The organism is Nocardia salmonicida NBRC 13393, from assembly GCF_001613085.1.
Classification (GTDB): Bacteria; Actinomycetota; Actinomycetes; order Mycobacteriales; family Mycobacteriaceae; genus Nocardia; species Nocardia salmonicida.
Map to the genome: position 1 here is coordinate 199,044 of NZ_BDBR01000009.1, position 13,057 is coordinate 212,100.

The window sequence follows — 13,057 nt, forward strand, 5'->3', positions numbered from 1 at the left end:
CTCCCTACAGCCGGGTGCAGGGCTCGTGCAGGCCCAGTCGGGTCAGCGTCTTGCCCTGATAGCCGACGCTCACGGCCCTGGCTCCCATCGGTTCCGCCTTGTCCGGTTCGAACACCGCCGACCATTCCGTTTCCAGATCGGGTTCGGCCGCACCGGCCGGATGAATCACGACCATGCCCTCACCATCGGGTTTCATCGATCCCACGCTTCGCCGCAGGCCGGCCCGGGTGAGTTCGCCGTTGGCCGCCGCGGTCGTGAGCAGGGCTTTGAGCGGATAGGTGATCGCCCAGCCCAGCGAGTAACCGAAGTTGGCGGGTTCACCGGTGATCGCGTCGCGGGCGTGCTTGGCGCCCACGCTGTTGCCGGACCAGCTGTCGACCGGGGTCGTGTAGTTGTAGAGCGCGGTCAACGCGGGCGCGGCCGCCGATTGCAGCAGTGCCGCGTTCCAGGTGGGCAGCGAGCCGAGGAACCGGCCGGTGAAACCCGACTTCACGAGCTTGCCCACGATCTCCGCGGTCTCGCCGGGCCCGGTGGCCAGCATCACCAGATCCGGTGCCGCCTCGAGAATCTCCGCCACGGGCCCGTCTTGATTGCCGACCTCGGCATTGGGCCCGGTATCGATGCGATCGGCGATGGTCGCGTCGTTGGCCAGCGCCCACTTCAGCGCACCACTTGCGTAGTCGCCGCCGTAGTTGCCGCGATAGGCGACGACGGCGATGTTGCGTGGCGTGTAATGGGTTTCGGCGAACCAGTCGAGCCCGGTGACCGCTTCGGTGCAGTAGGAGTAGCCCGCGCTGAGCACCAGATTGCGGTCGGCGCTGCGATAGTTCCAGCCCGACCATTGGGTGGCCGCGGTGCTCACCATGTCGTCAGCGTCCATCTGATTCAGCATCGCCACGGTCTGCGCGGTCCCGAAACTCATCGACAACGCGAGCACGTTCGGCTCGATCTCCTCGTACGCGCTGCGATGGGTGCGCGGATCGTAGGAGGTGTTGCGGGTATAGGTGCTGATGTCGATGTCGTAACCACCGATGCCGCCCGCCGCGTTCACCTGCTTCCAGAACGCCACCTGACCGTCGTTCATCGAGGTGCCGAGCGGGGTGAACGGCCCGTTCTCTAGATCCGCGAGCACCCCGAGGTAGATGCAACCGCGATCGGTGTTCACCGAACCGGGGCAAGGCGTGCTGGTGACGCCCGGCGCCGCGGTGGACTCGCCCGACGAGCAGGCCGCGGCCAGCACGAGACTCGCAACAGCCGGGATCGCCGCGAATCGGCGCAGTCCACGCTGACTGGTGAATGCCATGAGATAACTCCTTGCTCCAGTCGCCCAGTACATTTCACAGTTCCGGGGCGGCCGATCGAGAACAGTACCCGCCTCCACCGGCGGTCCCACCCGGATTCGCCGAGGCTATCTGGCAGGGTTCGCTACAAGATCACTTCGACGACACCGCGAGCTGGCAGAAATAATGGGAAGAACCGAGGCCGCGCCGGTGTTAATATGACTAGCCCGCATGGTGCGGGCACGTACGGGGCTGAACGGTTTCGACTGCGTACGTTGATTCAGGGGAAGCGTGTCGGTGCAGGCAAGAGACCACCGTAAGCGTCGCTGCAACCAATTAAGCGCCGATTCCAATCAGCGCGAGTACGCCCTCGCTGCCTAAGTAGCCAGGTCGTCTCTGTCAGTCCGGGTTCGTCCCTCGACCCGGGTACTGGCATCAGCTAGAGGGAATTACCGTTCGGCTCGGTCGCGGAGTCGAAGGGGACATCAAACAGCGACTGGGATCGTCATCCAGGCTTGTTCGCGAGACTTGGAGATCCAAGCAGAGGCATAGCGAACTGCACACGGAGAAGCCCTGAAGACGCGGCGGAGGACCCGGGTTCGATTCCCGGCAGCTCCACCACGGCGGCCTTACTCGAACCGGGGTCCACAAGGACTTCGCGGAGGGTAGGGCCGCTTTTGGCATCTCTGGGCCAGTCGTCGGCCGAGCTTGTAGGTAACCTGTCGCGGCCGGTACGAGCACCCATAGTGCCGTGCAGGTCGGCGAACGGTTGGTGCAGCTGGTCGGTCTTGACGCCGTCGATGTCGAGGTACAGGTACTCGAAAAACGCACGGTTGAGCTGTCGCCGAACATCGTCGGTGTGGGTTGGATACAGCTCGCATGGATTTGCCAGTAGGTCCAGTGCCTGAATGATGACGTCCACCCCCACCGCAAGTTCGGCCTCCACAGCACCGAAGCGAAGTTGCACATGCGCTCGATCGCTCTCGATGGCTCGCAGTCGTGCCTTGATCTTGGCTTGGGCGAGGGTTCCGTCGCCGGCGAGGTCGAGCAGGCGCTCCTCCTTGGCGTCAAGCTCCGCCAGGCGCGCTGCCAGCGTGGCGTGCATTGTGCGGACGCTGGATTGCTCGTCGGCAAGGGTCTCGTCGAGCAGGCGGCGAACTGACGCCCGAAAATCGTCAGGGAGCCGCAGTGTCGCGTAGTGCTCGGCAATGGCCGTTTCGACTTGGTCGGCGGGTAGATGTGGCAGATCGCACACCTTGTCCTGTCGTCCCCGGACAACCCACCACAAGGCAAAGCCCGCATCCCCGGCCGCACCTCGTCGTCCACCGTCACCACCAGCTCCGGATATCCCTGCGCCAGAACATCGGCCACGTTCTGCGCTTGCTCCGCGCTGGCGTAGTAGTCCAGCGTCAGCGATTCCGCCTCAATGTGGATATGTCGAATCTGCTGCGTCGGTAGTCGCGTCATCGCAGCTCACCGAGGCTTGCTCGGCGACAACACCATTCGCCCACTGGCAACAAGCGTGACGACTGCGGCCTCCTTGCGTGGGCAACGGCTCGCTCGGCAGGCCACATGAATCTGCATGACGGCGTGTGCCTGTTTGACCGTGAACGGTGCGGCGGGAGGCTCGTGCGCCTCCCGCCGCACCATCGCGATGAGCTGGTACATGGCAAGTGAGTACATGGAAGCCATGGGTTCGGGAAGCTCCGGGGCGAACGGACGAAAACGGGCAGTGGTACCCGGTACCGGGGGCTTTCACCACCGGCCAACCGCCCACGGGCAAGCCGGTGCGCTGTAAGGGGTACGGCGTCGCCCGGTACCGGGTACCCCTTTGACCTTGCGCTACAGGCCGTTTCGGGCGGACCCGCGCGTTGTGGGGGTACTGTGGGCGTACCGTAGGGGTTTGCCCAGTTCAGGGCCAAAAATGTAGGTAGGCGCAGATGGTGCGAGGGCGGGAATGGACCGGTTTTGAAGCAGCCGCGCTCCAAGAAGCAATGCGTCATTCCATCCGCGAGTTCGCCACTCTCCTTGGCGTCGAAACCACCACCGTCACGAACTGGCGGAGCGGCCTGAGTTCGGTCAGGCCGCGGTCGGCAACGCAGGCCATCCTGGATACCACCTACCAGCAGCGAGCATCCGCTGAAGACCGCGCGCGGTTTGCGCAAATTGTCGCCGAGGGAGAACCGGCATGGCGGCACCGCCACCCAATCACTCGACGGCTATCCGGTCATGGCGACGGAGCCGACGCCGCCCCTGCTCCCACTGGCGACGTCCAACATGTCGAGGTTGCCGTCACCGACGCCGGAATCTCCGACGAACTCCTGACCGTGCTTGCCCGCATCCAACGCCTGAGCCGCTCAGTCGACCCGGCCATCATCGACCAACTGCACGCCAGCACCCGCCTGAGCATCGCCCAGTATGAGACGCTGAATCCGGCCAACCTGATTCCAGCACTTAAGAAGCAACGCCTGTGGCTCGACGAACTCACCGATCAGTGCAGTCACCCAGTGCAACGACGGCAGCTGTGTCGGGTGGCGAGCGAAACCTCCGGGCTGCTTGGGTACATCGCGGTCGGCCACGGAAATTTCTCACTGGCCCGCGCCTACTGCACTGAGTCCTACGAGCTTGGCGACCACGCCGAAGACGACAATCTCGCGGCATGGGCGCGTGGGATGCAAAGCTTCTGCGAGTACTACGCGGGCGACTACGACAAGTCGCTCCAGTTCGCCGAGGATGGCCTTGCCCGCGCAGACGGCGGTCCACAGATGGCCCGCTTGGCGATTAACGGCGTCGCACGGGCAAAGGGCAAGCTCGGAGATACGGCGGGCGTCCACCGGGCCGTCGGGCACGCACACGAACTCCTCGAGCATTACGGGGCGCCGGCCGGGGTGCCATCGAGCATTGCGCTGGAAAGCTACAGCCCTGCCCAGGTGGCCGGAAACGCGGCCACGGCGTACCTTTCGTTGGCGATGCCTGACCAAGTTGAAACGTACGCGAATCACGCTTTGGCCGAGATGAGCGAAACCAGCTCGCCCTGGGGCCGGTCGCTCGTGAAGATCGACGTGGCACGGTCGCATGTCCTGAGCAAAGACGCTGATCTGGATGCCGCAGCGGAGATCATGCTCGGTGCGCTTGACCCGTCCCGCGGTACGCCCATGATCCAGGTTCGCCGCCGTGGAATGGAATTCGTACAGGACGCCACAGCTCGGTGGGGTGATACCCCGGCGCTTCGGGATATCCGCGACATGCTGGTCGACAGCGCCAATCCCCAGGATGGATAGCCCGCGCTGGTCGCCCATCCAGCCGGAGGACGGGCCGCTTGGCTACTACTGGTTCCTGACGTTCGAGGACGCGCCGGAACTGCATGCGCTGACCAGCGCATGCCAGCAGGCGATCGACACGGACTACTTCGCGCTGACCCCGGTCGACGGCCTGCACCTCACGTTGGACCGCATCGCTTTCGACGGCGCTGCCAGCCCCGAACAGATTGGGGCCATTGCGGAGACCGCGCGGGTGGCGTGCCAGTACATCCCACCGTTCACGGTGACGGCGGCACCGGGAGCGAAGCTACGCGGGGCGATAGGATTCGGTGTGTCACCGACAGCCGAGATACGAACACTGCGAGGTGCGCTCCGCAGCGCGACCCTGTCTGTCCTCCCTGATGCGCCAGTTCGGGATTCGTCGTCCACGCCTCACGTGACGATTGGGTACCCGATGTACGAGGGGTTGGAAGCTGAGGCCGCTGCCGCAACCGCGCGAATTTGCGAGGCGAATGGTGGGGTGGGGGTACGGGTGGCCGAGGCGGTGATGGTGGGGTTGGAACGGCGCAAGTACCTGTACAACTGGACGGTTGCGGCGCGGGTATCGCTGAGAGATTAGCTGAATCACGGTCAGGACTCCGCGTGAGGTGCTTGCAAAACCATGCCCGCAACACCCGGCTGGCAATTTAGCGTCGACGTATCCGTCTTCGGCAGATGGCAAACGATATGCCCACCGCTATCGCGGTCACCCCGAGCGGCACAAACCTCACCCATAGCGCCGAAACGCCCCACGGCCATATGACGACGTTGTACAGGAAAACCGTCAGCCCAAAAAGCACGCCAAATCCCGCAGCCACGAATCCGGCTTGGCGCACCTCGGGACGTTTGTTGATGGTCATCACTGGCGCAACGACGATGAGGCCGATTAGCAGTAAGAGCACCAGGGCAGCCGCGTTTATGTCCAGATAGCCGACGAAACCATATTCCAACGGAACCTGTACCAGATACCACGGCAAACTGTTCAGGTGTTCGGATGTCGGGATATATTCTTTTAACGGCGTCAGTAGCCAAAATACGCCCTGTTGCCACTCAGACCCAAACCCCGGCTCCTTGGAGAAAAACGACAGGATGCGACCGAGTGAGCCGATCGCATCCTGCGTGAAGTATGAAGTTGTGTTGATCATTTGTTCCAGTGTAAATTCTTACACGAAATGAATCAAGTAGGCCCGTGCGCCCTTGTGGGAAAACTCGATCCAGTTGTTGCTGCCTTCGTCCCAAGACCAATAGCGGTTGAGTCGTGTTGGCGAGTGCTGGCTGACCAACGGGTAGTGCTTGTCGGTGAATCCAGTCACGATCGCCAAGTGGTCAATTTCCGTCTTATCGTTATTGCTTCCAGTCCAGATATTTGCCCCACCGTCCCAGTCGAAAGCGATCACATCGGCAAGCTCGGCACCCGCCGCCGTGTTGTCACTCCACGTTATAAGTTTCACGACTGCCGTCTTGGAGCTCTTCATGTACTTAGCGAATTCGTTTGCGCTAGCCGCCGCTTTACTCGGTCCCGGATTCAGAATATTCTTTGAAGCCAATTTGGACGTATCAGATGTTTTCGGTGTCCAGTCCGATGTAGACGGAAGCCCGCCATCCCATAGAGCCGAAGAAACATAAAACGTGCAGTCGCTCAACGGGAAAACGTACGGAGAGTCGTTCCACTTGATCGCCGAGTTGGCTGCTTGCAAGCGCTCGAAGGCACCAAACTTCGCATTTGCAGTTGCCGGTAGCAGTACTGAACTGAGTGCTAGTGCTCCGACGAGAGCGAGGAGCGTAGAGATCACTGCCCGAGAAGCTTTGCCGTTCATCAGGTCTCCCTCATGACATCTTGTGAGTGGACCGCTTGTTCGCGGCCGCTAGATGCCCACGGTGCGTGGCGTGCTATACCCACGCACCATGGTCTCCAAACCCCAGAGTACCTGCGGTCGATCGTGATTAGAGGACACGCCGACGACACGTCATTCAGGCGCGCCGAGTCGGCAGCCGCGACCAGCAGTTCCGGTGGGGACTACCAACCTAACTGCGCGGCAACCGCTTCCAGCGTCGTCCCAATCGCCTCCGCAATCGAGCGTGTCTCGGCCATGTCCAGCCGCCGCTCACCCGATTCGTACTTGCTGACGAACGATTAGGGCTTGTCCAAGCGCTCGGCGACATCCACCTGGGTCAAGCCGCTGTCGATCCGAAGCTGACGGAGCAACTCGCAAAACCGCAGGTAGTCGGCCGAATACAGCGACTTGTCCACCCCGAAAGACCACCCTGCGGCGGCCAATATCCCAAGTGAGGATATTTCTCACCCGGCCTCGTCCTTGGCACGGGAACCCTCTACAGGGGAGGTGAACCATGGGTGGCGACGGATTCTTGGGCTAGGAGGTAGCTCTCACGTGACCTCGGGCTGCAACGGCGAACTGGCCAGAGTCATTGCAGCCCTTGGCATTTGGGCTATCCAAGCACTGTGACGCTTAATACAATGAGTGCAACATATGCACGATCCGCTCGACCGCATCATCAGGCTCCAAACGATGATCGCCGCGATCATCGCCGCGATCGTTGTTGCGGGCGTCGGCGTGGCGTTCATGATCTTCGGCAACGGTTGCCCACTCTTCCCGAACTGTCCAGGTTGAACTTTTTCCCGTGGACCGAAGTTGGCGGAACTCTCCTCGTCGCCGGTGTTCTCGGCCTCGGCATCGACTACGCCCTCGGCAAGGATCGGGAAGCCCGCGACACTGCTCGCCTCAAGCGAGTGCTCGCCGAAACATCGCCCAACATGCGCGATGCCGTCATCCAAGGATTCGCGTTCGGCAACGACGATCTCGTCCGCGTCGCCAACCCCGAAATGCTCGACGACATCATCCGCAACAGCCTGTCGATCCGCCTGGGCGACGCAACCTTCGCTGACGAGGTCTACCGCGACATCCGTGACCAGGCCATTCGGGCACCCGAACGGCGGCACGATGCTCGCGTTGAGATTCGCTTGTCCCCGCTGTCAGGTATACCTGACAGGAGCACCGCCGGTGCTCCTGTCGAATCCGCAACCGGTTCACCACTGTTCGATGTCACGGTCCGCTGGGAGTACAGCGTCGTACCGAAACATCCAGTCCACCGATTTGCCGTCACTTCCGACCGGGCCGAGTACGGCGAAATCAGCCGTGACGACAACGGTACGTCCGCCTGGTATCTCACGCCGAAGCCCAGCCTTGATGCCGCCTCGTGGACTGCCTTTGAACTGGTTCAGTACAGCGTCAACGGGGAGGATCGCCCGATCCGTCGAGCGACGAGGAAGAACGGACAGATCTACACGGTGCCGCTGCGCCTTGATGAGTCCGAAGCCGAGGAGCCGGTCATTGTCGCGTTCACCTACCGCACGGTCACTGAACAGCGCGGCAACCTGCTGTACATCGGGATCGATCAGCCAACCCACGGCATCGACATCGAACTTGACTACAGCGACTGCGGCATCGAGCGCGTCAGCGTCCTCGGCTTCATCGCTAGTAGCCAGGCCACACGCATTGAACGCACCCCGGACTCCGTCACTGGCCAGTCCGTCCGCGTCGGCTTCGACGGATGGGCGTTGCCACGGAGTGGGTGGGTTTTGTGTGGGTGAGGGAGCAGCCCCAACCAGCGATGCCATTCCGTTCGCGAGGGTCACTAAATGAAGTAAAAACTACTTCCGAACAGGCACGTTACTCCGAACGTTGAGCGATGACCGTTCTACGGCTAGCAAACAATTAGCACACACAGCTTCGGCTTTGCACAGTCCAATCTGAATCCGCTATCATCCCTGCGTAGACCCGGAGGAGTCCACCTCTCCACGTAGTTGTAAAGCGCCAGGAAGTCCGTCTGGCAATCGCGTTGTCCGCTTTTCCGTAAGAAGATTTCGTGAGACAATAGAGGTGAAATGATTACTCGTATCATCATTAAAGGCTATCGATTGTTCGATGATTTCGAACTCGTGCCAAATGATGGTCTAAACATTATCGTTGGAGACAACGAGGCCGGAAAATCAACCCTGCTTGAAGCTATATCTTTGGCGTTGACATGTCGTGTTGGGGGGCGATGGGCGGCTGATGAGCTAAGTCCGTACTGGTTTAATCGTACGCATGTGCAAAACTATTTCAATTCTCTCAATACGAATACTCCGCTAGCGCCGCCAGAAATTCTGATTGAGCTGTACTTCTCAGATAGTGATGACAGCGTTCAAGAGATGCTTGGTGTCCACAACTCACGTCAGGACAAAGCTGCTGGCATTCGAATTGTAATCGCTCCGTCCGATATCTATCGGGAGGAGTTCGCCGAGTATATTGCCAGATATAAAAGCGATGCTGGCCGTTCCGAAATGCTGCCGACCGAATGGTACGAAATCGAGTGGCGGGATTTTTCTGACCAAGTTGTTACTCGGCGACCAAAGTCTCTCGGCGTTGCTGTGGTTGACTCTCGCACGATTCGGTCATCATCGGGTGTGGACTACCAAACCCGCGAAATGATTGCGGACTTCATCGAGCCAAAAGAGATGGCGGCAATTTCTATTGCGCACCGCAGCGCCCGACATGATATAACCGCCCAGGCGCTGGTCTCGGCCAATGAACGAATCGCAACTGAGAGTCATACATTCTACGATAAGCCTATTGCGCTCCACATGGACCAGTCCGCAGGGTCATCCTGGATTAACGGTATCGTTCCACAGGTTGCGGACGTGCCGTTCGCTATGGCGGGCCAAGGGCAACAGGCTGCAATAAAAATTGCCCTGGCTATGAATCGGACGGCAGAAAATACGGCATTCGTACTGGTGGAGGAGCCTGAGAATCACCTCTCGCATACAAGCTTAACGAAGCTCGTATCACGCATTGAAACCCTGGCAGGAAGCCGTCAGGTATTCGTCACGACCCATAGTTCGTTCGTATTGAATCGCCTCGGCCTCGACAAGCTTATTTTGCTAAGCGGCGGCCGTCATACCGCATTCGAATCGCTAACCAGGGATACTGTCACGTACTTCAAGAAGCTTTCGGGCTATGACACGCTTCGGCTTGTCCTCGCCGAAAAGCTCGTCCTGGTTGAGGGTCCCACCGATGACATGGTTTTCCAGCGCGCATTCCGAGACAAGCATGACGGGAGATCACCAATGGAGCTAGGCGTCGATGTCGTCTCGATGGCTGGCCTTGCTTTTGGTCGCGCCCTACAACTTTGCAAAGCACTCGACCGTCAAGTCGCAGTAATTCGCGACAATGACAACAAAGACCCTAGCCACTGGAGTAATAAGCTCCAATATTTTCTAAAGGCTGGTAGTCGTGAAATCTACATCGGCGAGCCGAGTGGAGGCAAGACGCTAGAACCTCAATTCCTAAACGTAAACGACGATACTGCCCTTCGTTCTCTATTTGAAATTAAGGACCCTAAGAAAACAACCGTTGAATGGATGACCTCCAAAAAGACCGAATGGGCTTTGAAGCTAGCGGAGTCGAATCTTGAAGTGAAGTATCCGCAGTATATATTGGATGCGGTGGAGTTCGTCTCGTGAATTCTATGACTCACGCGGTTGCGGGTGCACGCAAGACCCAATCCATCATTGATGCTTGCAAAAACGGAATGCCTGGATGCCGCCGCCTTATTATCACGTTTACTCTGAGTGGTCAACGTGATTTGGAGCGTCGCCTGAATGCTGAGTGCGCACCCGAGAACCGCCCAGACGTGTTGGGCTGGTATGCGTTCCTCATGCAGCATTGGGTTCGGCCGTTTCTTCCTCTTATGTACCCAGGACGCAGATTGAAGGGGCTTAACTTCGAAGGTAGTCCCGCAGTTAATAAGCAAGGATACGTATCAGCCAAAGGCGAGAAGCGCTTCCTTGACTCAAACTCGCGTGCTTACAAGATGTTCCTATCAAAGTTGGCGATGGATGTTGCCACCGCTGCCCAAGGCAGCGTCATTGAGCGCCTACAGCGACTCTACGGTGAGATATACATCGACGAGGTCCAGGACTTGACCGGGAGTGACCTCGACGTCGTTGAGTTGCTACTCAAATCGACAATTCAAGTGCATCTAGTCGGAGATGTTCGCCAGTCACTCATCAGTACTAACATAAATGACAAGCGCCTGCCTCGGTTCCGAGGCCTCGGCAAGCTCCAGTGGTTCGATGAGCTGTCAGACCGCGGCCTGCTGGCTGTCCGGCACGTCTCTACAACATGGCGGTGCAATCAGCCCATTGCGACGTTCTCAGATTCCATCTTTGGTTCGGCCACCGGGTTCCCACCAACCGAATCCTTGCAGACCGCAGAATCTGATCACGACGGTGTATTCGCAATTTCAATAGACGACCTCAATGAGTACCTTCGCGTGTTTCAGCCCGTATGCTTGCGACAGAGTATTGCAACCAAAATTTCGACTGGCGCAATCGCCGTCAACTTTGGACTAGCAAAAGGGCTGACATACAAACGCGTGTTGGTATTTCCAACCAAACCTATGAAGGATTTTCTTATCAAGAAAACTCCGCTAGCCCCAATATCTGCTTTTGGCCTGTATGTCGCTGTCACTCGAGCGGTTTACAGTGTTGCGTTTGTGCTGGACAAACCCGAAAAGACGTCACTCAACATCTGGCGGCCAGACAATCAATTGATGTTTACGATTGCGGCTCCCGAAAGGAGCCCCACTGACCTTGTGTCCGCTACCGTACGATAGTACGCGATGCCACAAGGTGCGCGCAGTTGTAGCTATTGTGGCGATTCAATCAGGAGAGTGTTCAGTGTGTGAAATTTTCGGACGGTGTCCTCGATTTCATTCCATGTAAGCGAGACCCCTTCTAGTTCGGCTCTATCATCAAAACATGGAGCATCGCCAACGTGTCCGGGCGAATCTTGTTATCTGCCAGTGAACCATCAGTGTGTTCGATAGCATTGCGGAGGTTGCGAATGCGAAATTGCACTGTCCTTGACGGTAGTTTCTTGTTTTGAATAGGGGGTGCTTCTTTGATGGATTTTAGGGCATTGGCGTAGCGGGTGCATCGCGCGAGAGCGTTGACTCCGGATTCTACATGTGATATTGCAGTAAAGAGAGTGCTTATTCGCCCCTCGTAGCGAAAAGCTATGTAGTCCTGTAGCGCTAGGCTTGCAAGTCCGAAGTCTACGATCGCCCGGTCGGTTATGCGGACGAGGTTTAAGAAGAGTTGCCGTTCATTCCAGGTTGATAGTGCGGGCGTCAGTTCGCCGATAAATGTCTTTGCAGCCACAAGCACTATCTGGGGATGTTGCAGGTCGGTGAAATCTGGAATATTGCACTCGTTGGGCAGGTATGAGTAAGTTGGTTGGCTCATGACTTAAAGGATATCTGATCAGGTAGTCGAATCGGATTCAATTCGGTGGATATGGCGTGTCCTGTTGATGCAAATGAGGAGTTTTTGTCAAATGGCAATGCGAGTCCGATGCTGGTTGGCATTGACAGGTGAGCCTCGAAATTGTTAAATGGCGACATGAAAATCGATGAATTCGCATCGTTGTCTACGGTTCAGCGGGAAACGCTGCTTGTCTCTATGGTCGTGCGCAACGCCATGGAAGAATTTCATGTCGAGCATCTGACCGACAAGCAGATGAAAGAGCTAAACCCGATAATTCGGCAGGCTGTGTTTGATGCGCTAAATCTAATTGCGCATGTTCGGGAAAATGGATCGAAGTCCGATTCAAAAGCCTTATTGCATTGGGGATTCTATGCGCAGAGTATTCCCAACTATTGGGAGGTGCCTGAGTCGGTAAGTGACGGCTTCATCCAGCACAAACTTAAGGATCCGAACCAAGTTCCCGAATGGTCATCAGCCCCGGCTATTAAACCAATCTTTGAGCGGTTCATTCAGCTTGGTGAGATGTACTACGACTTTTCCGATGAGTTCGTCCCTAACTTGGAGGACTATCTCGGTCGAGAGGTTGCACCGAATGAGGCAGACGCCAACCTCCGCTGCCGCGCGGCGCATGATGTTCTCAAGGATGAGCTGCGCGCCGTGGTTGGCGAACTTCGGTCGCGCGGCATCTCTCAGAAGAAGCTTATTGACGCGCGCGGCGAGCTGAGCCGCAACGTCTTGGCGTCGTTTTTCTAGTCGAAACGTCTACCGACGGCGCTCCGCCCGCCCTTTGGCCGCACAACTACCCCCGCCTCTTGCAGCACCCTCGCTACCGTCCGCTTCGCCATCCGGTGCGCTGTCCGCAGCTGCACCATCGATGCCCCGGCTTCGTACTTGGCCGCGATGTCCGCTACCTCCTCGGCGGTCAGCAGCTTCTTCGTCGGACGTGGTGTGCTCGGCGGCGGCGTCTGCTCGGTGCGCGGCTGCGCCGTCGTCAGGCGATCGTTCAGGCGGGTGAGGCCGTGGATGTCCTGCCACTTTTTCGAGTACTTTCCCGCAAGCTCCACCAAGGCCCTCCACCTGTTAGTACAGGTGGGGGGCTTTTTTCATGCCCGCGTACCCGAAGAGCGGGTGACAGGGGGCGTGGGTCCATC

General features: G+C 58.5%; 13 protein-coding genes and 1 other RNA gene. 9 read left to right on the plus strand and 5 right to left on the minus strand.

Annotation, left to right across the window (positions count from 1 at the left end; translation table 11 throughout):
* Positions 1–4: 4 nt before the first annotated feature.
* A complete protein-coding gene (locus NS1_RS10750) occupies positions 5–1,303 on the minus strand; it encodes an ABC transporter substrate-binding protein (protein ID WP_062983793.1) in 1,299 nt (432 codons plus the stop codon).
* A 225-nt stretch (positions 1,304–1,528) separates the two neighbouring features.
* Here NS1_RS10750 and ssrA point away from each other — a divergent pair.
* The 4 genes from ssrA to NS1_RS10775 all read left to right on the plus strand — a co-directional run bounded on the left by ssrA (position 1,529) and on the right by NS1_RS10775 (position 5,159).
* Positions 1,529–1,901, plus strand: a transfer-messenger RNA (tmRNA) gene (gene ssrA, locus NS1_RS10755).
* Between the two features lie 346 nt (positions 1,902–2,247).
* Positions 2,248–2,442, plus strand: coding sequence for a hypothetical protein (locus tag NS1_RS10760; protein ID WP_062983796.1), 195 nt, complete (start codon positions 2,248–2,250; stop codon positions 2,440–2,442).
* Between the two features lie 778 nt (positions 2,443–3,220).
* Entirely contained in the window at positions 3,221–4,561 is a 1,341-nt protein-coding gene (locus NS1_RS10770; RefSeq protein ID WP_494516188.1) for an NsdA family TPR-like regulatory protein, read from the plus strand.
* Complete coding sequence (locus NS1_RS10775) at positions 4,554–5,159, plus strand: 2'-5' RNA ligase family protein (RefSeq protein WP_062983801.1); 606 nt, start codon at positions 4,554–4,556, stop codon at positions 5,157–5,159. The genes NS1_RS10770 and NS1_RS10775 overlap by 8 nt, the downstream gene beginning before the upstream one ends.
* Positions 5,160–5,226: 67 nt before the next feature.
* Here NS1_RS10775 and NS1_RS10780 read toward each other — a convergent pair whose 3' ends face one another.
* Both NS1_RS10780 and NS1_RS38940 read right to left on the minus strand, forming a co-directional pair.
* On the minus strand, positions 5,227–5,724 hold the full coding sequence (locus NS1_RS10780; RefSeq protein WP_062983803.1) for a hypothetical protein: 498 nt from the start codon (positions 5,722–5,724) through the stop codon (positions 5,227–5,229).
* Between the two features lie 18 nt (positions 5,725–5,742).
* On the minus strand, positions 5,743–6,396 hold the full coding sequence (locus tag NS1_RS38940) for an amidase domain-containing protein (protein ID WP_084503643.1): 654 nt from the start codon (positions 6,394–6,396) through the stop codon (positions 5,743–5,745).
* Between the two features lie 672 nt (positions 6,397–7,068).
* Between NS1_RS38940 and NS1_RS39955 the strand changes: the two genes are divergently transcribed.
* The 4 genes from NS1_RS39955 (at position 7,069) to NS1_RS10805 (ending at position 11,254) form a co-directional block, all read left to right on the plus strand.
* Positions 7,069–7,209, plus strand: a complete 141-nt coding sequence (locus NS1_RS39955; RefSeq protein WP_157125165.1) for a hypothetical protein — start codon at positions 7,069–7,071, stop codon at positions 7,207–7,209.
* Positions 7,206–8,189, plus strand: a complete 984-nt coding sequence (locus NS1_RS10795; RefSeq protein WP_062983806.1) for a hypothetical protein — start codon at positions 7,206–7,208, stop codon at positions 8,187–8,189. The genes NS1_RS39955 and NS1_RS10795 overlap by 4 nt, the downstream gene beginning before the upstream one ends.
* A 294-nt stretch (positions 8,190–8,483) precedes the next feature.
* Entirely contained in the window at positions 8,484–10,100 is a 1,617-nt protein-coding gene (locus NS1_RS10800; protein ID WP_062983808.1) for an ATP-dependent nuclease, read from the plus strand.
* Positions 10,101–10,105: 5 nt separating this feature from the next.
* Positions 10,106–11,254 carry a UvrD-helicase domain-containing protein gene (locus NS1_RS10805; RefSeq protein WP_255284498.1) on the plus strand — a complete coding sequence of 383 codons (1,149 nt, stop codon included), beginning with the start codon at positions 10,106–10,108 and terminating at the stop codon, positions 11,252–11,254.
* A gap of 121 nt (positions 11,255–11,375) precedes the next feature.
* Here the strand turns inward: NS1_RS10805 and NS1_RS39960 are convergent, their stop codons facing one another.
* The gene (locus NS1_RS39960; protein ID WP_157125167.1) at positions 11,376–11,885 is read right to left on the minus strand and encodes a hypothetical protein; all 510 of its coding nucleotides are present in this window, start codon (positions 11,883–11,885) and stop codon (positions 11,376–11,378) included.
* Positions 11,886–12,041: 156 nt separating this feature from the next.
* Here NS1_RS39960 and NS1_RS10810 point away from each other — a divergent pair, with 156 nt between their 5' ends.
* A complete protein-coding gene (locus tag NS1_RS10810; protein WP_062983812.1) occupies positions 12,042–12,659 on the plus strand; it encodes a hypothetical protein in 618 nt (205 codons plus the stop codon).
* On the opposite strand, the gene NS1_RS10815 is transcribed toward NS1_RS10810, so the two are convergent.
* Positions 12,656–12,970 (minus strand): helix-turn-helix domain-containing protein, encoded by a 315-nt coding sequence (locus NS1_RS10815; protein WP_062983814.1) that lies wholly within the window; start codon positions 12,968–12,970, stop codon positions 12,656–12,658. The genes NS1_RS10810 and NS1_RS10815 overlap by 4 nt on opposite strands.
* Positions 12,971–13,057: the final 87 nt, after the last annotated feature.

Excerpts from the sequence above, each read along its gene's own strand:
- NS1_RS10750 (WP_062983793.1), bottom strand. The coding sequence starts at position 1,303 with ATGGCATTCACCAGTCAGCGTGGACTGCGCCGATTCGCGGCGATCCCG.
- NS1_RS10760 (WP_062983796.1), top strand. The coding sequence starts at position 2,248 with ATGCGCTCGATCGCTCTCGATGGCTCGCAGTCGTGCCTTGATCTTGGC.
- NS1_RS10770 (WP_494516188.1), top strand. The coding sequence starts at position 3,221 with ATGGTGCGAGGGCGGGAATGGACCGGTTTTGAAGCAGCCGCGCTCCAA.
- NS1_RS10775 (WP_062983801.1), top strand. The coding sequence starts at position 4,554 with ATGGATAGCCCGCGCTGGTCGCCCATCCAGCCGGAGGACGGGCCGCTT.
- NS1_RS10780 (WP_062983803.1), bottom strand. The coding sequence starts at position 5,724 with ATGATCAACACAACTTCATACTTCACGCAGGATGCGATCGGCTCACTC.
- NS1_RS38940 (WP_084503643.1), bottom strand. The coding sequence starts at position 6,396 with ATGAACGGCAAAGCTTCTCGGGCAGTGATCTCTACGCTCCTCGCTCTC.
- NS1_RS39955 (WP_157125165.1), top strand. The coding sequence starts at position 7,069 with ATGCACGATCCGCTCGACCGCATCATCAGGCTCCAAACGATGATCGCC.
- NS1_RS10800 (WP_062983808.1), top strand. The coding sequence starts at position 8,484 with ATGATTACTCGTATCATCATTAAAGGCTATCGATTGTTCGATGATTTC.
- NS1_RS10805 (WP_255284498.1), top strand. The coding sequence starts at position 10,106 with ATGACTCACGCGGTTGCGGGTGCACGCAAGACCCAATCCATCATTGAT.
- NS1_RS39960 (WP_157125167.1), bottom strand. The coding sequence starts at position 11,885 with ATGAGCCAACCAACTTACTCATACCTGCCCAACGAGTGCAATATTCCA.
- NS1_RS10810 (WP_062983812.1), top strand. The coding sequence starts at position 12,042 with ATGAAAATCGATGAATTCGCATCGTTGTCTACGGTTCAGCGGGAAACG.